At 37.6% G+C, this 25,820-nt stretch carries 28 protein-coding genes; 22 read left to right on the plus strand and 6 right to left on the minus strand.

The genetic code is table 11. From position 1 onward, the window contains the following. Positions 1 to 20: 20 nt before the first annotated feature. Together ACEVFT_RS00415 and ACEVFT_RS00420 are read right to left on the minus strand one after the other, a co-directional pair. Complete coding sequence (locus tag ACEVFT_RS00415; RefSeq protein ID WP_004230679.1) at positions 21 to 1,592, minus strand: phytoene desaturase family protein; 1,572 nt, start codon at positions 1,590 to 1,592, stop codon at positions 21 to 23. Positions 1,593 to 1,987: 395 nt separating this feature from the next. Next, entirely contained in the window at positions 1,988 to 2,887 is a 900-nt protein-coding gene (locus ACEVFT_RS00420; protein WP_004230677.1) for a MerR family transcriptional regulator, read from the minus strand. A gap of 353 nt (positions 2,888 to 3,240) precedes the next feature. On the opposite strand from ACEVFT_RS00420, the gene ACEVFT_RS00425 reads away from it, so the two are divergent. The 4 genes from ACEVFT_RS00425 (at position 3,241) to ACEVFT_RS00440 (ending at position 6,660) form a co-directional block, all read left to right on the plus strand. Next, entirely contained in the window at positions 3,241 to 3,951 is a 711-nt protein-coding gene (locus tag ACEVFT_RS00425; protein ID WP_205444065.1) for a TspO/MBR family protein, read from the plus strand. Positions 3,952 to 4,204: 253 nt separating this feature from the next. Beyond that, entirely contained in the window at positions 4,205 to 4,807 is a 603-nt protein-coding gene (locus ACEVFT_RS00430; protein ID WP_004230670.1) for a hypothetical protein, read from the plus strand. A gap of 186 nt (positions 4,808 to 4,993) precedes the next feature. After that, positions 4,994 to 5,542 carry a flavodoxin family protein gene (locus ACEVFT_RS00435; RefSeq protein WP_393947537.1) on the plus strand — a complete coding sequence of 183 codons (549 nt, stop codon included), beginning with the start codon at positions 4,994 to 4,996 and terminating at the stop codon, positions 5,540 to 5,542. Between the two features lie 218 nt (positions 5,543 to 5,760). After that, the gene (locus ACEVFT_RS00440; RefSeq protein WP_393947539.1) at positions 5,761 to 6,660 is read left to right on the plus strand and encodes a LysR family transcriptional regulator; all 900 of its coding nucleotides are present in this window, start codon (positions 5,761 to 5,763) and stop codon (positions 6,658 to 6,660) included. A 22-nt stretch (positions 6,661 to 6,682) separates the two neighbouring features. On the opposite strand, the gene ACEVFT_RS00445 is transcribed toward ACEVFT_RS00440, so the two are convergent. Together ACEVFT_RS00445 and ACEVFT_RS00450 are read right to left on the minus strand one after the other, a co-directional pair. After that, on the minus strand, positions 6,683 to 7,711 hold the full coding sequence (locus ACEVFT_RS00445) for an S-layer homology domain-containing protein (RefSeq protein WP_205444060.1): 1,029 nt from the start codon (positions 7,709 to 7,711) through the stop codon (positions 6,683 to 6,685). A gap of 124 nt (positions 7,712 to 7,835) precedes the next feature. Further along, entirely contained in the window at positions 7,836 to 8,573 is a 738-nt protein-coding gene (locus tag ACEVFT_RS00450; RefSeq protein WP_205444058.1) for an SDR family NAD(P)-dependent oxidoreductase, read from the minus strand. 137 nt (positions 8,574 to 8,710) lie between these two features. On the opposite strand from ACEVFT_RS00450, the gene ACEVFT_RS00455 reads away from it, so the two are divergent. The 13 genes from ACEVFT_RS00455 (at position 8,711) to ACEVFT_RS00515 (ending at position 20,795) form a co-directional block, all read left to right on the plus strand. Next, entirely contained in the window at positions 8,711 to 9,343 is a 633-nt protein-coding gene (locus ACEVFT_RS00455) for a TetR/AcrR family transcriptional regulator (protein ID WP_205444056.1), read from the plus strand. A gap of 205 nt (positions 9,344 to 9,548) precedes the next feature. Continuing rightward, positions 9,549 to 9,710: a hypothetical protein gene (locus tag ACEVFT_RS00460; protein WP_205444054.1), complete on the plus strand. Its 162-nt coding sequence runs from the start codon at positions 9,549 to 9,551 to the stop codon at positions 9,708 to 9,710. Between the two features lie 155 nt (positions 9,711 to 9,865). Then, positions 9,866 to 10,780, plus strand: a complete 915-nt coding sequence (locus tag ACEVFT_RS00465; RefSeq protein WP_205444053.1) for a metal ABC transporter solute-binding protein, Zn/Mn family — start codon at positions 9,866 to 9,868, stop codon at positions 10,778 to 10,780. A 9-nt stretch (positions 10,781 to 10,789) separates the two neighbouring features. After that, positions 10,790 to 11,518, plus strand: coding sequence for a metal ABC transporter ATP-binding protein (locus tag ACEVFT_RS00470; RefSeq protein ID WP_205444051.1), 729 nt, complete (start codon positions 10,790 to 10,792; stop codon positions 11,516 to 11,518). A gap of 11 nt (positions 11,519 to 11,529) precedes the next feature. Beyond that, the gene (locus ACEVFT_RS00475; protein ID WP_393947541.1) at positions 11,530 to 12,402 is read left to right on the plus strand and encodes a metal ABC transporter permease; all 873 of its coding nucleotides are present in this window, start codon (positions 11,530 to 11,532) and stop codon (positions 12,400 to 12,402) included. Further along, positions 12,399 to 13,268: a metal ABC transporter permease gene (locus ACEVFT_RS00480; protein WP_393947543.1), complete on the plus strand. Its 870-nt coding sequence runs from the start codon at positions 12,399 to 12,401 to the stop codon at positions 13,266 to 13,268. Before ACEVFT_RS00475 ends, ACEVFT_RS00480 begins: the two co-directional genes overlap by 4 nt. Before the next feature lie 222 nt (positions 13,269 to 13,490). Continuing rightward, entirely contained in the window at positions 13,491 to 14,678 is a 1,188-nt protein-coding gene (locus ACEVFT_RS00485; protein ID WP_205444046.1) for an MFS transporter, read from the plus strand. A 135-nt stretch (positions 14,679 to 14,813) separates the two neighbouring features. After that, complete coding sequence (locus ACEVFT_RS00490; RefSeq protein ID WP_393947544.1) at positions 14,814 to 16,082, plus strand: MFS transporter; 1,269 nt, start codon at positions 14,814 to 14,816, stop codon at positions 16,080 to 16,082. Between the two features lie 16 nt (positions 16,083 to 16,098). Beyond that, positions 16,099 to 16,596 carry a kinase gene (locus tag ACEVFT_RS00495; RefSeq protein ID WP_393947545.1) on the plus strand — a complete coding sequence of 166 codons (498 nt, stop codon included), beginning with the start codon at positions 16,099 to 16,101 and terminating at the stop codon, positions 16,594 to 16,596. A gap of 108 nt (positions 16,597 to 16,704) precedes the next feature. Next, entirely contained in the window at positions 16,705 to 17,493 is a 789-nt protein-coding gene (locus ACEVFT_RS00500) for a lipid II flippase Amj family protein (RefSeq protein ID WP_342443746.1), read from the plus strand. A 142-nt stretch (positions 17,494 to 17,635) separates the two neighbouring features. Then, a complete protein-coding gene (locus tag ACEVFT_RS00505; protein ID WP_205444040.1) occupies positions 17,636 to 18,310 on the plus strand; it encodes a response regulator transcription factor in 675 nt (224 codons plus the stop codon). Then, entirely contained in the window at positions 18,307 to 19,668 is a 1,362-nt protein-coding gene (locus ACEVFT_RS00510; RefSeq protein ID WP_393947546.1) for a sensor histidine kinase, read from the plus strand. The genes ACEVFT_RS00505 and ACEVFT_RS00510 overlap by 4 nt, the downstream gene beginning before the upstream one ends. Positions 19,669 to 19,856: 188 nt before the next feature. Next, positions 19,857 to 20,795: an alpha/beta fold hydrolase gene (locus tag ACEVFT_RS00515; RefSeq protein ID WP_393947548.1), complete on the plus strand. Its 939-nt coding sequence runs from the start codon at positions 19,857 to 19,859 to the stop codon at positions 20,793 to 20,795. Positions 20,796 to 20,852: 57 nt separating this feature from the next. On the opposite strand, the gene ACEVFT_RS00520 is transcribed toward ACEVFT_RS00515, so the two are convergent. After that, the gene (locus tag ACEVFT_RS00520; RefSeq protein ID WP_393947550.1) at positions 20,853 to 21,293 is read right to left on the minus strand and encodes a hypothetical protein; all 441 of its coding nucleotides are present in this window, start codon (positions 21,291 to 21,293) and stop codon (positions 20,853 to 20,855) included. A gap of 138 nt (positions 21,294 to 21,431) precedes the next feature. Between ACEVFT_RS00520 and ACEVFT_RS00525 the strand changes: the two genes are divergently transcribed. Further along, entirely contained in the window at positions 21,432 to 22,298 is an 867-nt protein-coding gene (locus ACEVFT_RS00525) for a DMT family transporter (protein ID WP_393947551.1), read from the plus strand. Between the two features lie 26 nt (positions 22,299 to 22,324). Here the strand turns inward: ACEVFT_RS00525 and ACEVFT_RS00530 are convergent, their stop codons facing one another. Further along, positions 22,325 to 23,011, minus strand: a complete 687-nt coding sequence (locus ACEVFT_RS00530; RefSeq protein WP_393947553.1) for an ArsR/SmtB family transcription factor — start codon at positions 23,009 to 23,011, stop codon at positions 22,325 to 22,327. Between the two features lie 87 nt (positions 23,012 to 23,098). Here ACEVFT_RS00530 and ACEVFT_RS00535 point away from each other — a divergent pair, with 87 nt between their 5' ends. The 4 genes from ACEVFT_RS00535 (at position 23,099) to ACEVFT_RS00550 (ending at position 25,780) form a co-directional block, all read left to right on the plus strand. Beyond that, positions 23,099 to 23,407 carry an antibiotic biosynthesis monooxygenase family protein gene (locus tag ACEVFT_RS00535; RefSeq protein ID WP_205444031.1) on the plus strand — a complete coding sequence of 103 codons (309 nt, stop codon included), beginning with the start codon at positions 23,099 to 23,101 and terminating at the stop codon, positions 23,405 to 23,407. A gap of 25 nt (positions 23,408 to 23,432) precedes the next feature. Then, positions 23,433 to 24,263, plus strand: coding sequence for a CbrC family protein (locus tag ACEVFT_RS00540; protein WP_393947555.1), 831 nt, complete (start codon positions 23,433 to 23,435; stop codon positions 24,261 to 24,263). A 23-nt stretch (positions 24,264 to 24,286) separates the two neighbouring features. Beyond that, positions 24,287 to 25,396: a PA2928 family protein gene (locus ACEVFT_RS00545; protein WP_205444029.1), complete on the plus strand. Its 1,110-nt coding sequence runs from the start codon at positions 24,287 to 24,289 to the stop codon at positions 25,394 to 25,396. 93 nt (positions 25,397 to 25,489) lie between these two features. Continuing rightward, entirely contained in the window at positions 25,490 to 25,780 is a 291-nt protein-coding gene (locus ACEVFT_RS00550; protein WP_393947557.1) for a hypothetical protein, read from the plus strand. Positions 25,781 to 25,820: the final 40 nt, after the last annotated feature.

The following is a 25,820-nucleotide window of genomic DNA, read 5'->3' on the forward strand; positions in this document are numbered from 1 at the left end:
TAGTTCATACTTAATGATTATTAGATATGCAACATTACTTTTTCACTAGGTTTGTTATGGAGTTCCGTATTAAAGAGATCTATTTTAGGTAAAGGTTTCACTGCTAATTGTGCTAGACCATGCTTTTGTAGAATTCCATTAGAAGTAATGCGGGCAGACTCCAATATAATCGGTAAACCACTTCCTGGATGTGTACCACCGCCAACTAACCAACTATTTTTTAATTCTTCAAATTTATTGTGAGGTCGGAATGTCAGCATCTGTGTAAGCTGATGACCTAGGTTAAAAGTCGCTCCTTTATATACACCTAGATTCTCTTCCCAATTTTTCGGTGAAATTATGTGTTCTTCTTCAATGTATTGCTCTAGATTTTCAATGCCAAGTTTGTCCTCAATTAACCCAATTAGCATGTTACGATAATCTTGTTCACAGGTATCCCACTCAATATGACTGAAATTATTAGGTACTGGTGCTAATACATATAGCGTTGATTTCCCTTGTGGGGCAACTGTTGGATCTGTTACAACTGCATTTTGAATGTAGATAGATGGATCATCCGACAACAATTTATGGTTAGTAATTTCTTCAACATTTTTTCGGTAATTTTTTGCAAACCAGATCGTATGATGGGGCAAATCAAATTTTTTATTGACACCTAGATAAAGCATAAAAGTAGAGCAAGAGTATTTTTTCTTCTCTAACTTTTCTTTAGTGTATTTTTTAAGAACACCAGGCTCGACTAAATGAGTCATCGCATGACCAAAATCACTATTTATTATTACTTCATTCGATGCTATTTTTTCGCCATTATCTAAAATGACACCCTTTACCTTTCGACCATCCAACCAGAGCTTTGAAACGCCACAGTTCGTGTAGATCTCTCCACCATTTTCTCGTACAACCTTTGCCATTGCCTGTGTTAACTTATTAATGCCACCTGTAATGTGGTAAACACCATAAGCATGCTCAATAAAAGATAGAATGGAAAATGCACCAGGACTTTCCCACGGAGACATGCCTAAGTATTTTGCTTGGAAAGTAAAGGCAAGTTGTAATTCCTCTTGCTTGTAAAATCGTGAAAGCGTATCGATTAAAGATCTACCGATTTCAAGCTCACCCAATGCCTTTAAAACTTTTGGTTGTAGTAAATCTGTATAACGGTTCATGCTTGCTTGCAATACAGGTACTAACGCTTCTAATTTGTGATTAGTTTCCTTCATATATTTTTCAAAAGAGCCCTCATTGCCTGGAAATAGTTCATTTATTTGACGAATCATTTCCTCACGATCACGAGTCATTTTAATGCGCTTATCGTGAAAAATTAATTCATACATTGGATCTAGGTTTACTAGATCTATATAATTATGTATATTTTTACCGGCAAGCTCGAATATTTCTTCAATAATATAAAACATATTTAAAAATGTGGGGCCCATATCAAATTTATATTCTCCTAGCTTTATTTCACTTGTTCTACCACCAATATAGGGTTGTTTCTCGTAAACTTTGACATTAAATCCTTTAGCGCTAAGCAGCATTGCCGACGCTAAACCACCTGGACCAGCTCCTATAACAATAATCTCCTTTTTCATTGTGAAAAACCTCCGTATCTGCTATTTAGTCTTATAACACTACCTGTATTGAGTCATGATTTATAAAAAGATAAAAATATTTATTGGTTGTACAAAAGTTATACAGTTATTATACAATTAGTGTACAAAAATGTGCAAACTATATATTCTTGAAATTTAAAAAATTATTTTATGGCTATTGCGTGCAAAAAAAAATCATAGACAAAAGCATGTGTAACCAATGCTTTCATCCATGATATTCTCGTTGAACTTCTCAATAAAATAGATTGTAAGAACAATGCCTTATTTAAACAGGGATAGCAGTATTAATAAACTTTTTAACTTTTGCTTATAGTACTAGTTCTAACCAAAACGTTAAACTCCTACTAAAAATAAATGTTATTTAGAGTGAGAGTTTATAAGTTATTTATAACTTCATCAATAGTACTGGCAATAGCAATTGAATGTAAGGAATGTGTTTTTAAATACTCTTCAGAGCCAGCACCCCCCATATAAAATCGAATAGAAGGATGTTTTGCAGCGAAGTCATCTAATTGCTGAATGCTAGTAGGGTATAACTCAAATGGCCTTGTAGTCATAGCAGATAATAGAACCACCTTTGGTTTAAAATGTATGATTAAAGATTCAATTGCCCCAACAGCTGGAGAACTGCCAACAAGGAATGATCGCCAACCAGTCATCATTGCTTGCAACAATAAAATATGAAGTTGAACTTCATGATGCTCCCCTGGTAAGCATGCGCCCATTATTAGTGGTGCATCCTCTTTAGAGTGGTAATTCCGTCTTAATTGTACTAAATAATCTCTAACAATCATTGTAGTAACAGATTCTTGATACTCGGTCCATACCTGTTTTTCCCATAATCTTCCTACCTCTTGTAAGAAAGGAATAATCACATGAGATAGAAATTTTGCTAATCCTAATGAATGATTTGCTTGTTGCAAGAGTCGATTAAGTTCTACTTCATTGCAAAGTCTTCCTTCTTCCAATAAAAGATTACAGAAATGATCTACATTGTCGCTTATGGTCAACACTGTGGGGGTAACTGCCTCTAAAACATTTTGATTGCTAAGTACAATTGTCACTGCTTGTTTTATAGAATAGCCTTGGTTTGAAAGGCTAAGTACTTTTAAATATAGCTGCACATCCTCTTCACTATAAACACGGTGTCCATTTTCTAATCTTTTTGGATGAACAAGTTGGTAGCGCTCTTCCCATTTACGTATCACTTGTTTGGATAGCCCTGTGATTTCAGATACCTGCGTAATATTATATTGCCAATCTGTTGGTGTCATTATTTCCCTGCCTTTCTATAGCTAGTAACATTCATGATTGTGAGTATTTGTGTGCCGTAGTGCTTTCCGAAACCTTACAACTTTTCATATTATAATATAGATATTTAAAAGTTGTACAACAATTGTATAACTATAGTGGTTGAATATTGAATAAAAAGGAAATAAGGGTGGGGAATTTAATGAGACAATTTGTTGGTTTTTTCTTCCATACCATAATGAGTAGGCTATACGATTTTATAGATAAGCGAATGGCTTTAAATAATTTATTCATGTTATGTAAGCGGAGTAATTATAAGTTGGAATGGGTAATGAATATATTGAATTAGATGATGTAAATGAGAGGGGGAAAGAACATGAAATGGCTTGCACTCATAAGTTATTTCGCCATGGTTATTATTAATGGACTAGCTAGCACGGTGGGGATTAATGGGAAAAAGACAGGTGAAATTTCTAATCAGGTAGATGTATTGTTTATTCCAGCGGGTTATGTTTTTAGTATTTGGGGCTTGATTTATTTTTTATTATTCATTTGGCTTGTACAACAATTTCGATCTTCAACTACTAATCGTATAAATAGCAAGCTTGGTCTCTTTGTAATCACTGCATTATTAAATATCGCATGGTTGTTGAGCTGGCATTATGAATTGTTTATAACGTCCATTGTTATTATGGTCGGCTTATTGGTTCATATAATTTTTCTGTATGTAAGTTACCCGAAAGAGGATAATCGTTTTTCAGGGAGACTTCCGTTTTCTGTATATTTAGGGTGGATTAGTGTGGCGTTGATGGCTAATATTAGCTTTGTGCTTAAATATTATGAGTGGGATGGGTTTGGGCTCTCGGAGGAAATATGGGCACAGTTATTACTTATTCTTGCGACTGTGCTAGCTACTTTTATACGTGTTTATAAGCAAGATGTATTTTTTCCATTAGTAATTATCTGGGCTTTTATAGGAATCGCTATCAAGAATGGAGCAGATGCAGGGAGTACTTTCTATATGCCATTTATATATAGTTTGTTCCTGGTAATTTGGATTTTCATTGGAAGGCCTAAAAGATTATAGTTAAAGTATCTATAATATTTGATAGAAAGCGTGCTTTGAAAAGAAAATTTATTTATAAAGAAACCCAAACTAATGAAGTGTTATGAGCTTCTGTGTAGTTTGGGTTTTTTGTAAAGATAGGTGACCTTTCATCCAATTCTTCTTATCCAATGATTAAAATGTATTCACTTTTTTGAATGTAGAAATAATGGAAATATAAAGGGAATAAGCTCTTTTTGTCGAATCTTCTTATGATGAAAGGAGTAATCAAGTTTTGCTTGTCACAAATTATTTTTATGATCTACCAGAAGAGACTAAAGAATCTATTTATTTATATGAATATAATCTTATATTGAGTAAAGAAGTTGAAATCATTCAATTACATCGAAAACGGTCAATTGTTTATGAAATGAAAAACAAAGGAATTATATTGAAAAAATTTCTATCTGAAGGAAAAGGGGATAACGATATTTACGCATTGTTAGAGTTAAACAGTAGTCCTTATTTTCCTAAAATTTATGCATATAAAAAAAGGGAGTTTTTATTTTTAGAAAAAGTGAATGGTAAAACTTTATCACAGGTTTTAAAAGAAGGCATAACTAACAACGAATTAAAAGAAATTGTTTTGAAAATGATTGAAGCAAAAAAAGATATGATGAATGTAGACAGATATGATTTTGATTTTAAATTTGAACATATATACTGGGATACGGTAAATAGCACTTTGAAATGGATTGATTTGGGTGCTTGTGTAAAAAACCCAATAGGATATTCTGAAGAAGAAAAAAAGAAACGAATTGAATATTGTATTAACCAAGTCAAACAACAATTTGCTAAATATGGGTATAGTTTGTTGGATAATTTAGAGGGGTTATAACTAACTATTGATTTCATTTTGTAACCTAGTTTAATTGAACATAATTTTAAAAGTATACATGCTAATTGTAATCGGATTTTTCGATTTATTTTATCGAAATAATCATCTTTATCGATTTGTGAAATCATAATAAGCTATTGATATACGGGGACACTAGTTAAAACTTAAAGGAAGTAGGGATACTAAATGTCAATAGCAGTTATTTACGGTGGAAATCGTCCTGATGGGAATGTAGAGACATTAACAAAATTAGTTACTCAAGGCCTAATGGTAGAAGAAATTTATTTAAAGGATTATTTAATTCAGCCGATCATTGATAAGCGTCATACTGAGGAGGGCTTTTCTAATATCAACGATGATTATAACGCCATCATTGACCGGATACTTCCGCATGATATTCTTATTTTTTCTACGCCTATTTATTGGTATAGCATGACAGGAATAATGAAGAATTTTATTGATCGATGGTCGCAAACTTTAAGGGACCCAGATTATCCTGACTTTAAGGCACTGATGTCTTCTAAAAAAGCATATGTCATTGCAGTTGGTGGAGACGAGCCATATATAAAAGGGTTACCATTGATTCAGCAATTTCAATATATATTTGACTTTATTGGGACAAAATTTGAAGCTTATATTGTAGGACAAGGAAACAAGCCAGGCGACATTCTACAAGATTTAAAAGTGTTATCTGCAGCTAATCTTCTAAAAAAAGAATTAGCAGGGAACGAGTAATTGATAGCCCGATAAAAAGACTTATTTGGAAACTATTATGACCCAAATAAGTTTTTTTATTTGAATTTTAATGGCAACAGGCTTGGCTTCATCGTTTCACGATTGCTATGTTCGCGAGCCTGTGTCCCTGTCACTTAGCTACTAACTAGTGTAAACTGAAATTTACTATCGATAAAGATGAATGTTTCGGTAAAATTGAATTAAAGGGGTTTGAGTGAATGGATATGAAGCAACTTCAGACGTTTTTAACGGCAGCTGAAACGTTAAGCTTTACACAGACGGCACAGCTTCTTGATTACGCTCAATCGAGTATCACTGCCCAAATTAAAACATTAGAACAAGAATTGGGTGTAATTCTTTTTGAGCGTCTAGGAAAACGTATTGTCCTGACAGAAGAGGGGAAACGTCTGCAACAGTATGCCCAAAAAATGCTAGAGCTAGATCGTGATTTGAAAAAAGCTATGTCCACTGAGCCCGAACAAATCGTCTTAAAAATTGGGGCTCAAGAAAGTCAGTGTGTCTATCGACTACCAAGTATTTTACAGCAATTTCAACAAGCACACCCGCAAGTGAAAATCATTTTTAAGCCTGTTCATACTACAGCTATTGCAAAGGATTTATTACAAGCTGGTAAACTTGATATTGCATTGATAACGGACATTTATCAGGAAACTGCCATGCTCAAGCGAGAGCGATTGATTCAGGAACAGCTTGTTTTTGTGAGTGCCTCCAAAGAAATTAGTCAGCCTCTATCGGCTCAACAAATATCAACTGAAACGATGCTGTTAACAGAAACAGGGTGCTCCTATCGTAATCATTTAGAGGCACAGCTACAGCAAGAGGGTGTCAAACCCTTACAAATGATTGAATTCGCCAGTATTGAAGCGATCAAGCAATGTGTGATGGCAGGGTTAGGAATTACATTTTTACCTAAAATGGTTGTAGAGAAAGAGCTGGAAAGCGGGAAATTAATGGAAGTACCATCCACAGTTGATTTAGCGCCGATTTATACAGATATTGCATGGCATAAAGATAAGCATATGCATCCCTGTCTCGAAGATTTTATTGCCATCGCCAAACATAGCTATGAAGCTTTTAAGGATGAAAAAAGAGCCTGAATGAATCAGACTCTTTTACAAATTATTGCTGCTTGAGGGTACCCGAAAAATTGGTGCCTTCATTACGTTCAGCACGACAATCAATCTCGGACACCTTTAGCGCATTATTGGATAAACGTTCAAACTCGACGACACAGCGATTGCCATTAGAGGATGTATTCATAAGTGCTTTCGTATTGCTTGTGATTGTGGCTGTTCCATTTACACTACCTGAAGCAGTACCATCATTCGCCGTTAAAGCAATTGAAAAGCTTTTGTTTGTGGCATTGGAGATCATAGCATCACGGCGGTTAAAATCGTTTGTACCCTTACCCCATTTATAGTAATAGGTATACACACCCTCCCATGCGCTTTTACTAGGAGTAGCCTGCTGTAATGATTTGTCGAGCTGATTTTGAGCATTTTTTGCCCTATTATTTAAAGATACGTTGTTGGCATTCTCATAAATGGCTTGTGCATCCGCTGAAATTTCATAATAATTTCGTTCGTCCATACGATAGAGCATCGTGACAACTTGCGCACGGGTCATGTTGTTCGTCACGCCATAAAACTTTTGTAAATTACGATCTTCATACTGTGGATTTAACCCGGAAGAAATATAGGTATCAAGTAAAAATTGAATAGATTGATCTAATCCCTTCTTACCGCTAGCTAAATGAGCAATAGCCTGTGCCACTACACCACGCTTCACCGTAGCCGCTCGGATTCGGTTGTCGAAATAGCCATTTAAAGGCACCCCATAGCTTGCGAGTTGGTTATAGAATGCATCCGACCAGTTTGCTGAAGGAGTTTGCTTTTTTAATTCGTCGATGGGCATTTCAAGCTCATAAAAATTGGCTAATAGTTTTGCTAATTGCTGTTCAGTAATGGTAGCATTCGGTTTAAATGTACCGTCTGTAAAGCCATTAACAATATCATACTCTTCTGCCCATAAAATAGCTTCATAGGCATAATGATCCTCTGATACATCTCGAAAGCCAGCAGCTTGTACATTGCCTGCACTAGCTATAAACAGAATAGAAAATAATAATGTACCTATTAATTTTTTCATTCGTTGTCTTCATCCTTTCTTGCTCGCTTTAGTAATAGTTTGCAGGAAATGGATAAAAACTGCAAATTTTTCTAGTGAAAAATAATCGCTATCCTTTGTGGGGAAGCGATTATTTTGAACGTCATTATTGGGCTGTATAACCACCATCTACAGTTAATGTGTTACCTGTCATAAACGTTGAATCGTCACAAGCCATAAATAAAACAGCTTTCGCCATTTCCACTGGTTGACCTAGTCGTTGCATAGGTGTGATTTGACGTAATGGCTCTTTGCTTTCTTCTGGAATGATTGGTGTATCAATAAAACCTGGACAAAGCGCATTGACACGAATACCCCGAGTAGCAAATTCCAATGCTAATGAACGTGTTAAATTAATCACGCCTCCTTTTGCTGCATTATAGGCAGCTGATCCTGGTGAGCCAACCCAACCATACATCGAAGCTGTGTTAACAATCGTTCCACCATTCCCTTTTAGCATTTCTTTGATGGCTGCTTGGGCCATTAAAAATACGCCATCTAGATCCACATTTACAGTTTGACGCCATTCCGCATAAGGAAGCTCCTCAGTTGGTGTAACACGGCCAATTCCTGCATTATTAAAAAGGACATCGACTTTGCCAAATGTCTCAATGGTTGTTTGATAAATAGCTGCTACTTCATTTTCATCTGTTACATTTGCTTTGATAAACAAAGCCTCTGCTCCTGTTGCCTGTAGTTCGGCAGCAAATGCCTGACCTTTTTCTTCGTTTAGGTCCACAAGCACCACTTTTGCACCCTCTGCTACAAATAATTGGGCTGTTGCAGCACCGATACCAGAAGCACCACCTGTAATAATTGCGACTTTATCTTGTAATTTCCCCATATATGACACTCCCTTAAACAATCATTTTTCTTGCACCCTGCGTAAATCACGGTGTACTTTTATTGTAAAGCGCTTGAAAATGGAAACAATCATTAATGTCGTAGCAAGTGTCTAACTAGTAGACATATTTGCCTGAAATGTCTAAAAGGGAGGAAGCAAAATTGCCAAAATGGACACAAAGACAAGAAAGAACCCGTCGTCATTTTTATGAGGCGTTTGTCGATTTAATTAAACAACATGGTTTTCAAGCCATTACAGTGAAGGATATTGTAGAACAAGCAGGCTACAACCGTAGTACCTTTTATGTGCATTTTCAAGATAAATTTGAGCTGGCAGAAAATTTGCTCGAACTGATGTTGAATGGTCTGGAAGTAGCAGTAGGTGAACCATACCTATATGGAGAAAAGGTATATACGACCAAATTGAAAGCACCATCCTTTAATATTATTCATTACATTTATAAGCATCGTCTTTTTTTCGAGTTGCTGAATGTGGAAGATACCATTCCTGGGTTGCATACACGTATGCCCTTAACGATTACAAAAATTTATCAAGAGCAATTTAAATTTGAGACAATCAATCAACAGCCTGTCAATATGGACATGTTCAAGCATTATACATCCTACGGTTTTTATGGATTAATGATGCAATGGATTGCAAGCGGCTATGAAAAATCAGAAGAAGCATTAATCAAGGACATCATTGAATTAACTAAGACACATATTTATGCATTTGAGTTTATAGGGAAACCGCTAGAAAAAGAAAAATAAATGTTTATTAACATATATCTATGTATTTTTATAAAAAATCTCTAATGTCTTCATTAGGGATTTTTTTGTTTGGGCTAAACTAAGTTTTATGTAAGAAAAAAATTTTTTTAAAGAAATTTTCATAAAGTAGTTGAATTTTCTTTGTATTAAGCATATATTTTTCCTAAGGGAAACAAAATATCTCCTAAGAAAGAAGAGTGCGTGAATGAAAGATTTAGGTGATTTCAAGCTGACGATTCTTCCAATGGCCATTTTAATTATTTTGACAATTGTATGGAAACTTACCGATTCAGTAGGTGCAGGTATGATGTTAATACTTTTCTGGATGAGCTGGCGCCAGCTTATTAGGAAAATGAATATAAATTAAGGCATTGTATGAAAAAAAGTCGTGATAGGAACGCCAACTGCTATTAAAAGGCGGGCATGACAAACAATTTACAGCTTGTCCGCCAATTGGTTCCTACGTGCGTATGCACATTTTTTCAAACAATTGCTTAATAAAGAGAAAGAAGAGGTAGAAAAATGAAACAATGGTTAGGTGTAATGGTATTATCACTCTCACTTCTATTATTTGGCTGTTCAGCAGAAACAGAGGGTGAAAAAGAAGGCATTGTGGTTGCAACTACTGGACAAATTGCAGATGCGATTAAAGAAATCAGTGGCGATCATTTACAGGTATCAGCATTGATGGGCCCAGGGGTAGATCCTCATCTATATAAGGCGACTCAAAGTGATTTATCAAAATTGGATAAAGCAGAAGTCATTTTTTATAATGGCTTACATTTAGAAGGACAGATGCTTGATATATTTGAACAAATGGCTAAGGATAAAACAGTCCTGGCAGTGGGCGAGACATTAGATGAAAAGCAACTGCTTGCCAGTGACACAGATGCCATGCTCCATGATCCACATATTTGGTTTGATATTGAGCTATGGAAAGGCGTTGTCAAGGCAATCAGTACGCAACTTCAGGAGGAATACCCTGAGTTTAAAGCAGATTTTCAAACGAATGAAGCAGCTTACTTGAAAAAGCTAGATGATTTACAAGGCTATGCACAACAACGTGTGAATGAAATACCACAGCAGCAAAGAATTTTAGTAACGGCTCACGATGCGTTCAATTACTTTGGCAGAAGTCAGGGGTTTGAAGTACGTGGCTTACAAGGACTGAGTACGGATTCAGAGTACGGTGTGAAAGATGTCCAGGAGATGGTTGATTTCTTAGTAGAAAAAAAGATTAAGGCTCTTTTTATAGAATCCAGTGTATCTGATAAGGCGATGAAGGCTGTCATTGAAGGGGCGAAGGAAAAAGGCCACGACATTGTCATCGGTGGGGAATTATTCTCCGATGCCATGGGAGCTGAAGGAACAACAGAAGGTACGTATATAGGTATGTATCAACATAACATCGACACTATCGTCGATGCATTAAAGTAGGTGAAGAAAATGTATGCATTAACAGTAGAAAATCTATCAGTCGCGTATGATAAGAAAACAGTATTAGAAAATGCCTGTGTAACAGTGCCTACAGGCCACCTAGCTGCCATTATTGGCCCAAATGGTGCGGGGAAATCCACATTTTTAAAGGCCATTTTAAATCAACTTCCCAATAAAGTAGGAAAGGTTGAAATTTTAGGGAAGATGTTTGAGCCAAAGAGTTTAGTCGTGGGCTATGTCCCACAGCGTAATGCGGTGGATTGGGATTTCCCTACAAATGCGCTGGATGTGGTGCTCATGGGGCGTTATGGTCATACAGGTTTGTTTAAAAGACCATCCAAGCAAGATAAAATTGTTGCTCGACAAGCATTAGCAAGTGTAGGGATGCAGGACTTTGCAGAGCGTTCCATCGGGCAGCTTTCAGGAGGGCAGCAGCAGCGTGTGTTCCTAGCGAGAGCCCTTGCACAAAATGCAGATATTTATTTTTTAGATGAACCGTTTGCAGGGGTAGATGCTGCGACAGAAAAAACAATTATTGATATTTTAAAAGATTTAAAGGCACAGGGAAAAAGTATTTTTGTTGTGCATCACGATCTTCAAACCGTCAAAGAATATTTTGACTATACGATTTTATTAAACAAAACCATTTTAGCATCAGGCGCAACAGAAGATGTTTTTACACCAGAGCAATTACAAAAAACATATGGTGGTAAACTTTTCATGATGCAGCATGTGTAAGGAGGGACACTATGTTAAGTGGTAACTTATTGTGGGTACTGAGCGGAACGATGTTACTTGGCATTGCAGCTGGCATCACAGGCACGTTCTCCTTCTTACAAAAACAAAGTCTAGTTGGTGATGCTGCGGCGCATGCAGCATTACCAGGCATTGCCCTGGCGTTCCTGCTAACAGGTCAAAAGGAATTGCCGGTTTTAATGCTAGGAGCGGGCATTACATCTGCATTATCGGTGTATTGTATCCAATGGATTGTGTCATTTTCAAAAATGAAGGCTGACGCTGCTATAGGATTAGTCCTTACTGTATTTTTTGGTGTTGGCGTTGTATTTTTAACTGTCGTTAATCGGAGCCCACTTGGGAATCAGAGCGGATTGAATAATTTTATTTTTGGCAAAGCAGCGACGATGACCAAGGCCGATTTAATGTGGCTCTTTATTAGTGCAACCATCATTATTGTGGTTAGTCTCTTGCTTTATAAGGAATGGAAGCTACTGATCTTTGATCCTGTTTATGCAAAAGGGATTGGCTTACCAATAGAGGCTTTAAAGGCAACATTAACGGTTTTAATTGTCATGACAATTGTTACAGGTATACAAGCTGTTGGCGTTATTTTAATGTCAGCTTTATTAATTATTCCTGCTGCCAGTGCCAAGTTATGGACAAAAAAATTGAGCACAATGCTCATTTTAAGTGCTGCGATTGGAGGTATCGCTGGCATAACAGGAACCTTTATTAGTGCGATTCGAACAGGGTTATCGACGGGTCCTATAATTGTCTTAGTGGCAGCAGGTATATTCTTTCTATCGTATTTTATAAGTCCAACTGGTCAAATTAGTAAATATCGTAGGAAAATGCAATTTCGAAAGCAGGGTGATGTAGGATGATCGAATTTTGGGTTGTATTCACAGGACTATTAGTTGGGATAACATGCGGGATTGCAGGTGTCTTCCTCATCTTGCGTAGAATGTCCATGATTGCAGATGCGATCAGTCATACAGTGCTCTTTGGCATTGTGATGGCTTACCTTATTACCCAAACGTTGAATGGTTTTTGGATGTTGGTAGGTGCTGCGTTTGCAGGGATTTTAACAGCCTATCTTGTGCAATTATTACATTCTTCTGGTATTCAAGAAGACGCAGCGATAGGCGTAGTGTTTACATCTCTGTTTGCAGCAGGTGTTCTCCTCATCACCTTATTTGCAGGCAATGTGCACTTAGATGTTGAGCATGTTTTAATGGGAGAAATTGCTTTTGTTCCTTGGGATAAATGGACATTGCTTGGGCTGGCAATGCCTAAGGCAGTATGGATGCTCTTACTCGTCCTCGTCATTAATATTGCGTTCCTACTCCTATTCTTTAAAGAAATGAAGCTTGCAACGTTTGACCCTGTCTATGCAGCAACCATTGGCATTCCCGTTGTCTTTCTTCATTATGGCTTTATGACATCGATTTCGTTTACAACAGTGGCAGCTTTTGATAGTGTAGGGGCCATTTTAGTGGTTGCCATGTTGATTGGGCCGGCTGCTACCTCCTATTTAATCAGCAAGACGATTAAGCAAATGTTCGTCTATAGTATGCTGTTTGGAGCTGCTGCTTCCGTCATTGGCTATTATTTAGCGAAATTTTGGGATACCTCTATAGCAGGTATGATGGCGACAACAGTCGGCTTAATCTTTATCGTGACGTTCATCTGTCAAAAAATCGTTGAACGTAGAAAAAAAGCACTTGTTCATAAACTAGAAATCTCTTAACGAAAAACATCGTTTGATACGCCCATCAAACGATGTTTTTTCTTTTAGTCGCAAGTTCAAACTTTTGAATGAGTACTCCCTCTAGGAAAAATAGTATACTCGATAAGGTAAACTAGAAAGGGAAAGAATGGCATAGAATCTAGCAAATTTTTCTATATTTTTATGTACGAATATTTAAAATTTTGTTACGATAAATTTTATGGAAGCAACAAGGAGAACAGCATGTGGAAAAATCGAAACGTTTGGATTATTTTATTAGGTGAATTTGTCGTAGGTCTTGGCTTATGGGCTGGCATTATTGGGAATTTAGCCTTTATGCAAGAGGTAGTACCTTCTGACTTTCACAAATCATTAATTATTTCTTGTGGTATTTTAGCAGGCTTAGTCGTCGGTCCAATGGCAGGGCGTATCATTGACCAATCGAAGAAAAAAACGGTTGTCCAGATGGCAAGTATCGGACGCATCATCAGTGTTTTGTTTATGTTTATCGCACTTTATACCAATTCGGTTATTTGGATGATTCTATTTTTAATCACACTGCAAATAGCAGCAGCTTTTTATATGCCTGCCTTGCAATCGATTATTCCAATGATTGCTAATGAGCAAGATTTAATTACGCTAAATGCTTGGCAAATGAATGCCAGAACCATTTCTAGGATTATTGGCACAGCTGCAGCAGGATTTATGCTAAGCTTCTTTGAATTAAAATGGTTATATATTATTTCATTTATTGTCTACATAGTCATGTTTGTCATTACAAGCTTGCTACAATTAGATGAAACAACCAATGCAACGCTGGCAAATAAAGAAAAAGGGAACTTTAAAGAAGTGTTACCGATGGTGAAAGAGCACCCGGTCGTCTTGATGACGCTTGTCTTAATGTTAATTCCAACATTATTTTTAGGCTCTTTCAATTTAGTCATTATGAAAATATCTGAAATCCACCAATCTACCACAATTTCAGGGTTACTGTATACGGTGGAAGGTATTGGTTTTATGCTGGGGGCAGCTGGTTTGAAAATGATCGCTAATCGTGTACAAATGGGCACGCTGCTTTTTTCATTAGCCTTTATTATCGGCTCAATGGAGCTACTACTGTTACTGGCGGACATTCCCTTTTTCGCTTTAGTGGCATTTGGCGTTTTTGGCTTTTCAGTTGGCTGTTTTTTCCCAACGACAATGGTAATCTTCCAAAAGCAAGTACCAAAACAGTTTCATGGACGCTTTTTCTCGTTCCGAAACATGATTGATTCAGTTGTCTTTCAAATCGTGCTTTTATCGACAGGCATGATGCTAGATTTAATTGGTTTAAGTGGTATGGGACTTGTTTTCGGAATCATAAGCTTAAGTTTAACAGCTACTTTCTTATTCTACTCGAAGAAAAAGAAAGTCGTTATGCATGCACATTAATATGTGGAATACGGTAGTCGTATAAAGGGGGTAGCAGATGAAAGGAACTGTCTAAATGGGGACGGTTCCTTCTTCATTAGCTTCAAGTAATCTTGTTTGATATACATAGAGAATTAAGAGAAAGAAGGTTGAAAAATGGTTGGAAAATCTAAAGAGTCAATCGCGTCCTATATGGAGTCACCAGAAAAACTAAAAAACCTATATAGACGTGTACTCATCGTTGTTAGCCTATCCCAAATATTTGGTGGAGCTGGGCTTGCGGCAGGGATTACGGTTGGCGCTCTACTGGCACAACAAATGCTAGGAACGGATGCCTATGCGGGTGTACCCTCTGCATTATTTACGTTAGGCTCGGCAGGTGCAGCTTTTATTGTGGGGAAACTATCGCAGCGTTATGGCCGCCGTATCGGCTTATCAACAGGTTTTATAGTGGGCGGAATAGGCGCGATGGGTGTAGTCCTGGCTGCTTTAATGAATAGTATTGTGTTATTGTTTGCTTCTCTATTAATCTATGGAGCGGGTACGGCAACTAATTTACAGGCTCGCTACGCTGGGACGGATTTAGCCAATGATAAGCAGCGTGCTACGGCAATTAGTACGACCATGCTTATGACTACGTTTGGCGCTGTTTTAGGTCCGAATTTAGTAGAATGGATGGGGAAAGTGGCACGATCCATTGGTATTCCAGCTTTGGCGGGGCCTTTTTTATTATCGGCTGTCGCCTTTATTGTAGCGGGACTTGTATTATTTACTCTGTTGCGTCCTGATCCATTAGAAATAGCGAAAGCCCTTGAGGCACATAAGCAAAAAATGAACAAAGAACATCAAGCACAATCCTTGCATACTACAGGCAATAAAAGAGGCTTAGCGGTAGGGGCAACGGTGATGGTCTTGACGCAAATTGTCATGGTAGCGATTATGACAATGACACCCGTACATATGAAACATCATGGACATGGTTTAGCCGAAGTTGGCATTGTGATAGGGTTTCATGTAGGTTCTATGTATCTGCCATCACTCGTCACAGGTATTCTTGTCGATAAAATCGGACGGACAGCGATGAGTATTGCTTCGGGTATTACATTGCTACTCGCGGGTTTAGTGGCGGCGTTTGCACCAAGCGATTCAATGGTGTTACTCATTGTGGCACTTTCTTTACTAGGATTAGGCTGGAACTTTGGTTTAATCAGTGGGACTGCTCAAATCGTTGATGCAACGGAACCTGCTACACGTGCAAAAACACAGGGGAAAATGGATGTCTTTGTTGCATTGGCGGGTGCGTCAGGTGGTGCGCTATCAGGTATGGTAGTGGCGAGTTCAAGCTATGCAGCGTTGTCCTTAGCGGGAGGGCTTTTGTCATTAGTATTGATCCCTGTTGTGATTTGGTCTAGAAGAGCGGTTTAAAAAGGAGAAGGAAAATTTGGAATCTAAACTAATTATCATCCGAGGAAATTCTGGTAGCGGAAAAACGACGATTGCGAAAAGTCTTCAACATCATCTTGGACATGGTACGCTTTTAGTTCCGCAAGATGTTGTCCGACGTGATATGTTAAAGGTGCATGATCGAGAAGGCAATCTTTCTATTGAACTCATTCGTCAAATCGCAGAGTATGGTAAAGGTCGTTGTGAAGTTGTCATTGTAGAAGGAATATTATATACCAGTCGTTATGGAGATATGTTAAAAGATTTAATCCAATTCTATGATCAGAAGGCCTATACGTATTATTTTGATTTATCTTTTGAGGAAACCGTTATTCGTCATCATTCTAGCTCCAAAAAGAATGACTTCGGCGAAGATTCTTTACATGCGTGGTGGAATCCACATGATTATCTTGGTGTGGATGGAGAAACGCTGTTGACCGAAGAGATGTCACAGGAAGATATATTGAAATTGATTGGTAAGCAGCTACAGAAGTAACGGTATTTTTTCAAGCGGAACTATTTTGTGGGAGAAGCGTCCCAATGTTAAAGTGTAGGAAAGCGAAGAGTAGGTACATATGTGGATTTAATAACAGAAAAATTAATCATGATTGCTTTATTTATTTTAATCATTCATGCCATTGAAACGCTTGCCTATGCAGTACGTCTATCAGGAGCACGTGTCAAATTACTAGCTTCGGCTTTATCTCTTTTTAATGTAATGGTCATGGTGTCAAGGTTAGCAAATATGATGCAACAACCATTCACAGGAAGCCTTGTTGATACAGCACCTGCAGATAATGCGATGACATTTGTAGAGCACCAATTTCGACTCATTATTGGAGCGGCTTCGCTTGGAACAATAGTAGGAATCTTACTCATCCCCACCTTTATAGCTATTTTTTCAAGGGCTATCGTCCATTTGGCTGAGGAAAGAGGTTCCATTCCCGCTTTAATGAAAAAGGGCTTTACGTTGGACTATATAAGACGAGGTATTAAGCATATTCATAAACCAAGTTTTAGTTATTTAAAAGGCATTCGTCTAGGGGATATACCAATTAAATTATTCATCATCAATATTATCATTACAGCTATCTATACCATTGGCGTTTTATCCGCTTTATATGCCACATTATTAGTACCAGAACTAAAGACTACTGCTGTCATGGCATCTGGATTAATCAATGGTATTGCAACGATTCTATTGATCCTGTTTATTGACCCTAAAATATCCATTCTGGCCGATGATGTTATCAATAAGAGAGGAAGTTATCTCGACTTAAAAAGAATGTCCGTTATGATGATGTTTTCCAGATTTTTAGGAACCATTGTGGCACAGTTATTATTGATTCCTGGCGCGCATTATGTCGCGTGGTTTGCAAAGCTAATTGCTTGATTAGAAACCTTCCTTTATATTTTTTCATATAAAGGAGGGGTTTTTTTACTTTAAGGAAATAAGCTATTGGTAGGGGAGAAGTACATTAGTTATATAGTATAATGTGTGTGAATAATACATTGGAAAAGAGGGGAACGAAAGTATGCCAACGATACTTGTAGCGGATGATGATGTGAACATTCGTGAACTTGTTTGCCTTTTTCTACGCAAAGACGGGTTCACGACCATAGAGGCTGGAGATGGCAAAGAAGCGCTAGCCCTCTATCGCTCAACGCCAATCGATCTTGTTGTACTGGATATTATGATGCCAACGATGGATGGCTGGACACTATGTAAGGAGCTACGCAAAATGAATACAGATCTGCCCTTACTGATGCTGACAGCAAGAGGAGAAACATGGGAAAAAGTGAAGGGCTTTGAGCTCGGAACAGATGACTATTTAACGAAGCCATTTGACCCGTTAGAGCTGACGGTACGTGTAAAGGCGCTTTTAAAGCGCTACAGGATTGGTCATTCGCAGACGATACAACTTGGTCAAATCACGCTGGACCGTCAGACCTATAAAATCATGAGAGGGACAGATGCCATTTCACTGCCACTCAAGGAATTTGAATTATTATATAAGCTTGCGGAAACACCTGGGCAAGTCTATACACGGGAACAACTAATCGATCAAATTTGGGGGATTGATTATGCGGGAGATAATCGAACCATTGATGTACATATTAAGCGCCTGCGCGAGCGCTTCAACACGATAACTGATTTTCATATCGAAACAATAAGGGGTCTTGGCTATAGGCTTGAGGTTGATGAATGATTAAATCTTTATATACACGCGTCGTTTTAATCTTTTTAGTTGCTGTCATTGGAGGAACTGTTATCTCCTTTTTCATGGCAACATGGGTATTTAAAGATAAATTGAATGAAAACTTACAAATTCCCTTACTGAATTTTGGTCAAGACATGGTACAAATTTTTGACACATTACCGTTTAATGAAGCAGATCGTTTCATTCGTGATATGCATCAGCTTGAATCCTATCATATTCGCATTTATGAAGAAACGGGGCATTTTACGTCTTACGGAAAGCTTCCTGACGATGAACTGGCTCCTGTAACCATGGCACAAGTGCAAACTGTGCTGGCTGGAGAGGTCATTCAAGTCAATCCTGGGGGCATTTCATCTATTCTGGTTGGCATACCTCTAACAACTGAAATGGGAACAAAAGCGATGTTTATCCAGCCTATATCTTTACCTTCTACCTCTTTTTCCATAAAGTTGATTTTGAATTTTGCTACCTATGCCCTTGTTATAGGAAGTATTGTGTTTTTAGTAGCAGCGATGTTTCTAGTGAAGCCAATCAAAAAGCTAACACAAGCAACTAAACATATTGCTGGTGGCGACTTCAATGTAGAGCTAAACATTAAGCAATCAGGAGAGCTAGGGACGTTGGCTAAAAGCTTTGAAGACATGGCGGAGGAGTTACAGCAGCTAGAGCAAATGAGGAGAGATTTTGTATCGAACGTATCCCATGAGGTGCAGTCTCCACTTACCTCCATCTCTGGCTACGCGTTAGCACTAAAGCAAGTCGATGTAACGGACGACGAGAAAAGCCGTTATCTTGATATTATCATTTCAGAAGCCAATCGAATGTCCAAGATGAGTGATAGCCTCTTAAAGCTGAGCTTACTAGAATCAAAGACAAAGCCCATGCATCTTGATAGGTTCAACCTAGATGAGCAAATTAGACGTGTCATTGTCTCGATCCAGCCGCAATGGTCTTCTCGCAACATCGATTTTGAGCTTAATTTGAAGGCTGTTCGCCTCATGGCTGATTACGATCAATTACATCAGGTATGGACAAATATTCTTACGAATAGTATTAAATTTTCAAATGCTCATGATACGATTGAGATCAGCATGAAGCAACATGCTGATCATGTGACAGTGCGAATAACGGATAGGGGCATTGGGATTTCTTTAGAGGATCAGAAACGTATATTTGAGCGATTTTTTAAGGCTGATCGTTCACATAGTCACAAATATGAAGGCAGTGGAATGGGACTTGCTATCGTGAAACAAATCGTCTCGCTACATCAAGGAGAAATTCAAGTAGAGAGTGAGCTTGGACGAGGAACGACAATCATTGTCAGATTACCTTTTACCTTAAATTAAAGGGATAATGTTACGACTCCTATAGGGATATCGTAACATTTTTTTGTTGTTCATCTTGCGTTCATATTGTCGTCATTCGGAAGACATCTTCCTCCTTTATATTAATACTAACAGCTTAAAAGTAGCTGGAATAATCGTAGTAAAGGAGGGAGGCACGGGTAAAGGTGAATCCCCCTCGTGCATCAAACATGAAAAAATTTACGCGTGTTTTACTGAAATCAATGGCGGTCATCGGTGTAACAATTGTGGTGCTACTTGCTATTGTTTTTACAGTAAACATTGTTTGCAACAAAATAGAGCAAGGAAAAATAGAACCCTATGGTCAGCTCGTCTCTGTTAATGGGGAAAAGATGAATATCACCATCCAAGGCAAGGGTACTGAAACCATCGTACTGCTACCAGGCTTCGGAACTGCAGCACCAACGCTTGATTTCAAGCCACTGATAGATGAACTAGCTCCTTATTATAAGATCGTCTCCGTAGAGCCCTTTGGTTATGGCTTAAGTGAGGATACTGCTAAAGAACGAAGCACAGAGAACATAGTTAGTGAGATTCATGAAGCTTTACAGGAGTTAAAGATTGATCGGTATATGCTCATGGGACACTCGATAGCAGGCATCTATGGGCTGGATTATGTCAATAAATATCGGAATGAAGTAACTGGATTTGTCGGGATTGATAGCAGTGTACCTACGCAGGATGGGATGGACACGAAGTTTCCAATCAAGTCATTACAACTTCTAAAAAAATCAGGGATTGCAAGAATTCTTATAAAATTTACAGATGATCCCTATGCAGGTCTTCCGTATGATGATGACACAAAAGAGCAAATAAGGATGATTACACTCAAAAACTTTTATAATACAAGTACTTCTAATGAATTAGAAAGTATTTACAAAAAATTTACCGCAGCAAAAAATCTTACATTCCCTAAAGATTTACCCCTTCTATTATTTGTCCAAGCAAATAGTGAGGGTGTTGAAAAAAACTGGATACCACTCCATGAAGAACAAGTCAAGCATTCAGTTTATGGCAAAGTAATCACATTGGATGGGGATCATTACTTACACCATACAAAATCGCCGGAAATCGCAGAAAACGTCAGATTGTTTATGCAAAACAAATGATCAATAGTATCTTACCTCTTTGCTTTTTGGAGGTAAGATTTTTTAAATCCTATCCCTTTAATTGATTTCTTCCTTACGTAGTCTTCTAAAATCTTTCGTTTTTCTGATAGCTAAATGATTCAATTGAGCAAAATGATCCAAATGTGTTATCACATCTTTCGGTTTGAAATAGACAATACGTAAGTTGAAGCCTTTTGTGATAATCGTTGCACCCGGTGTTGCCCATCCATAGCGCTTAAACAGTATTTGCTTTATTTGCTGTGCTTGCAGATACTTTGAAAATAGTACGACCTTACAAAGAGAGATGGTATACTCGATTTCATTTTCTTTGATTAGTAAATCATATTGTACTAGGAGACCTGCCAAACAAAGTAACAATGAGAGACTCAATAAAAGGGTAAGGATGAAATTATCTCCTAAAGTAATCAATAGGAATGTCCCACAAAAAAGTATGGATGGTAATAAGCTACTTCTAGGCTGCTTTGCACTATAATGCATCGCTATTTCCTCCTTTAGATATGTATAGTCTCATTCTATCTTTAATGATAGTTGTAATCCATACTTCGATAAGCATGGAAATACTTCCTGATTATAATCAACATAGAGCGATTATTCTATCAGATAAGGAGCTATTTTATGAAAAATTATCAATTTATTGCTTTATTAGTAGTAACGACCTTTTTAATGGGTTCATCATTTGCCATTGTTAAATTAGGTTTACCATATGCCTCGCCTTTATTATTGGCTGCACTCCGTTTTATATTGGCAGGTATAATCATGGCTATCGTTGTGATCATCTTGAAGAGACCTCATCCTATTGCAAAGAAAGAATGGTTCAAGTTATGCATGATCGGGTCCTTTCAAACGGCAGGTGTGATGGGATGTATTTTTTTAAGTCTACGCACCATCACAGCAAGTGAATCTTCTATATTAACATTTACAAACCCATTACTAGTTGTGATTTTTGCCACCATTTTTATGAAAGTGCGCTACCATGTCTATCAATGGATAGGAGTATTGTTTGGCTTAATCGGCGTGATCATCACGATGGGGGCACAAGTTGAATTGAAAATAGGTATCCTTTTTGGCTTGCTATCTGCTGTTTTTTGGGCCATTGCCACCCTATTAGTGAAAAAATGGGGCGTATTATTTGATACGTGGACTTTATCGGCTTACCAGATGTTGTTTGGCGGCTTACTCCTTTTACTTGGGAGTGTCTTGTTAGAGCAACCATTTTTTATTGTGAATAAACAATCATTAATTATTTTGTTGTGGCTTAGTATTTTTTCCTCCATCATTCAATTTGCGGGCTGGTATTATCTTCTGCAAAACAGTGATCCAGGGAAAACAAGTGCCTATTTATTTTTAGCGCCATTTTTTGGTGTATTAACAGGCTGGGTGTTATTAAATGAACCGTTAAAACCATCCTTAATGGTTGGCGGCTTATTCATCATCATGGGCATTTATTTAGTAAATCGTACTTTTAGTAAAGAAAAGGGCTAGGAGATAACTCAGAGCCCTTTTCTATTTTACAAATCTAAATGAAAGACCTCTTTAAAGCCTATTTTACCTTTCTCTGTCACTTTAATGGCGCGAATAGAGGGAACACGTATAAGCCAATCGAGGTTGAAAAATTGATTTAATAGCTCGCTGCCTAGTGCACCAGCTAAATGATAACGCCGTTCACTCCAATCTAAACAGGCATGAGAAAAGGAGCGTCGTTTTCTCTTTAAAGCAGCTAAATCGATTCCGAATGTGGTGAAAAATAATGTGCCTTCATCTGTCAGGATAAATTGCTTGTCGTCTAGTTTTATATAACCTGCATTCATCATCGATTCCGTTAATTGGACACCCAATTTACCAGCAAGATGATCATAGCAAGTTCTAGCATCCTGCAATAATTTGATTTGGCTTGATTGCTTTAATGAACGTATTTCAGGTGGTGGTGAGATAGCTAGGAATGACTCTAAAAATTGAGCAATGTCCTCATCAGCCAATTGAAAATAACGATGTCTGCCCTGTTTTTCAACTTTTATCAGCTTTCCTTCTACTAATTTAGCAAGATGGAAGCTAGCAGTTTGTGGCTTGATAGCAGCCATATATGCCAGTTCACTAGCCGTATGAAAACGGCCGTCCATCATACTAGCAAGAATGGTTGCCCTTGACGTTTCACCAAGAAGTGCTGCTACTTCTGCCATGTTTGGATTAATTCCCATATGTCACAATCCTTTCAGTTTCCTATATTTAGATTTTAGTCAAAGTCATTATCGTTTACAATAAAAGTAATAGAGGGGGAGAAATAAATGGAAACATATTATGCAGTGATTTTTACATCGCAAAGAACTAAACAAGATGGGGAAGGCTATGGCAAGATGGCTGACCTCATCGATGCCTTAGCACAGCAACAACCTGGTTTCCTTCGTGTGGAAAGTGTCAGAAACGAGGAAGGAAAGGGCATAACGGTGTCTTATTGGGAATCGCTAGAGGCTATCCAAGCATGGAAAGACAATGCCAAGCATTTGACGGCACAACAATTGGGTAAAGACAAATGGTACACAAATTATAAAGTGGAAATTTGCCAAATGATTAAAGATTATTCTTTTACCAAATAGCAAATGAGAAGGAGGCCTATTTTTTATGACGATTGTTGAGGAATGGCATGATCTAAGACAAACATTTAATCCTTCCAATCCGATAACCATTAATCAAATGCATATTTTTAAAGATCAATTAAAGCAGGTTCAACAAACAGAAGAAACGTTAAGGATATTAGTAGAGGTTTACTGTTTACTTAGAATGTATCCAGAGGCTTATCGGTTATTTACTGTCATTATGAATAAAGACGATAAAAAAGATCGAAAAAAATATGGTGTTCTCCAAACCTACATAAATCAAGCAAATTCGGTGAATCCTCTGTTGCCACGAAAAATAAGAGATCATCAGCCAACACAAACGATTATCCCAACGTTTAAATATGTCCCCAAACCGCTTGAGGCGAAAATATTTGAAACAGATGAGGTCGTTGTCTGTGATTGTTGCCAACAGCAAGTGGATGTTTATTATACAGGAGGCATTTACGCAATTGAGGATGTTGATTATCTCTGTCCTACTTGTATTCACAGTGGGGATGCAGCGCAAAAATATGATGGCTCTTTTCAGCAAGATTTACTGTATGATGAGCAGATTACCAATCCTTTATTGGCACAAGAAGTACTGTATCGCACGCCAGGTTATGTGAGCTGGCAGGGGAATAATTGGGTGGCACATTGCTCTGACTACTGTGCATTTATTGGTTATGTTGGTTGGAGTGATATAGTGGAGCTAGGAATTGAGGATCAATTTGACAATTATACAGGGTTTCCGAAAGAAGAACTTTCTGCATCCTTAATGAACAATGGTCATCATCAAGGGTATTTGTTTCAATGCTTGGTATGTGACCGTTATGTGCTTTATTCAGATTTTAGTTAATGGTTGTTTGAGGGGGTAGAGAAGTGGAACAATTTCTGCAACGATATATGTATTCATGGCGCTTAAATGGTTGGCTCATCCACGATATTTTTTTATGTATTGTGCTAGGCATAGGATTTATACTGTTATTGTTTATCGTCATGAAACGTAAACGACTCGTTACTTCTAGCATTTTGCTCATTGCTTTTTTATTGGTCAGTCATCTCTTAATGATTGTTTTTGGCTTAGCGGGGAGAGGCTTTCCAATTAAATCAGATTCTCCGATTTATACAGATGATTCACAAAGCATTGCTGTCCAAATGGTGCAAGGTTCGGAAAATAATGGGACATCGAATGGAATTACGCATTTAATTGCACACCATCTCCTAGTAGCTGTGAATTTACAAACGGGTGAAAAGCAATGGACAAAATCAGCTTCCTATAAAGAAACACTGATTGGGAAATTTATGGGTGGTCTTCTTATCCATCATCGTGATGATGAGTTTGGTCAATTGTCATTGTTAGATATGGAAACAGGCAAAGAAATACTTTCTGAAAAAGATTTTCGAAAGCAACATCCATCCTTAATAGCGATATTGAGTAATAATGCACATCAAATGGCTGTCCTAGAGAACAATTTATATTTGGAAGGGGTCGATGGTAAATTCTATCGCTTTGATGGTAAAGCATTAAGTGAGGAGGCGAAGGCTCAAGATTACCTATCTGCCCGTTTTTTCATTGAAACCGAGTTGCCGGGTTATTTTGCTACACATCCACTGCTTGTAGAGGATGATCAGGCCATTCGAGATTTTAGTCAAGCTGTCCTAACAGAGCCAGCCATTCAAGCCTATGAAAATTTAGAGCCAAAAGTGGTCGATGTGGATATCGTAGAAAAAACAGCGCTTGTTTCTTATCGACAAACACAGCGAGAAAGTGCTGAACACATGCTATTGCTTTATGATATGAACAAACATCAAGTATTGTGGGAAAATAATATTGGTGTCATTAATTCACAGCAACAACAGCCAGGTGTACGGACATTAGAGACTAGTTATGTCATTCAAGCTGGTGATAGATTTCTAGTATTCGATAAAGAAACGAAAAAGAGGTTTGTTCACTATCATCTACGTTGGAATCGCCCTATTGATGAGTGAAATCTATTCGAATAATTGTTCTTTTTCCGATTCTCCAAAAAAGGAGTATAATTTAATAGGAAGAAACTCTGAATAAAAGGATGGCGTGCGAATATGGATGAGCAATTAGAAGATTGGATTATACGCTTTCAAAGGGATAAAGATATTGAAGCACTGGCCAATTTAAAAGACTATTGTTATGAGATGGTCGAACCTTTGATTGAAGAATTTACAACGAAGTATGGGGAAGAGGCAGGCGAGTTATTACGCCTAAAGTGGGATAAACGATTTTATTTTTTATTTACAAAATATCAAGTGAATGTAGGGCTATCACTAGAAACATTCGTCAAAAATACGTATCGTTTTTATTTCATGCAGGTGTTACAAAAGGCTGGTTATAAGTGATAGAATAAAGCCCTTGATTTGTTTTTACACAAATCAAGGG

The sequence above is a fragment of the Lysinibacillus sp. PWR01 genome, from assembly GCF_043359455.1.
Lineage (GTDB): Bacteria > Bacillota > Bacilli > Bacillales_A > Planococcaceae > Lysinibacillus > Lysinibacillus fusiformis_F.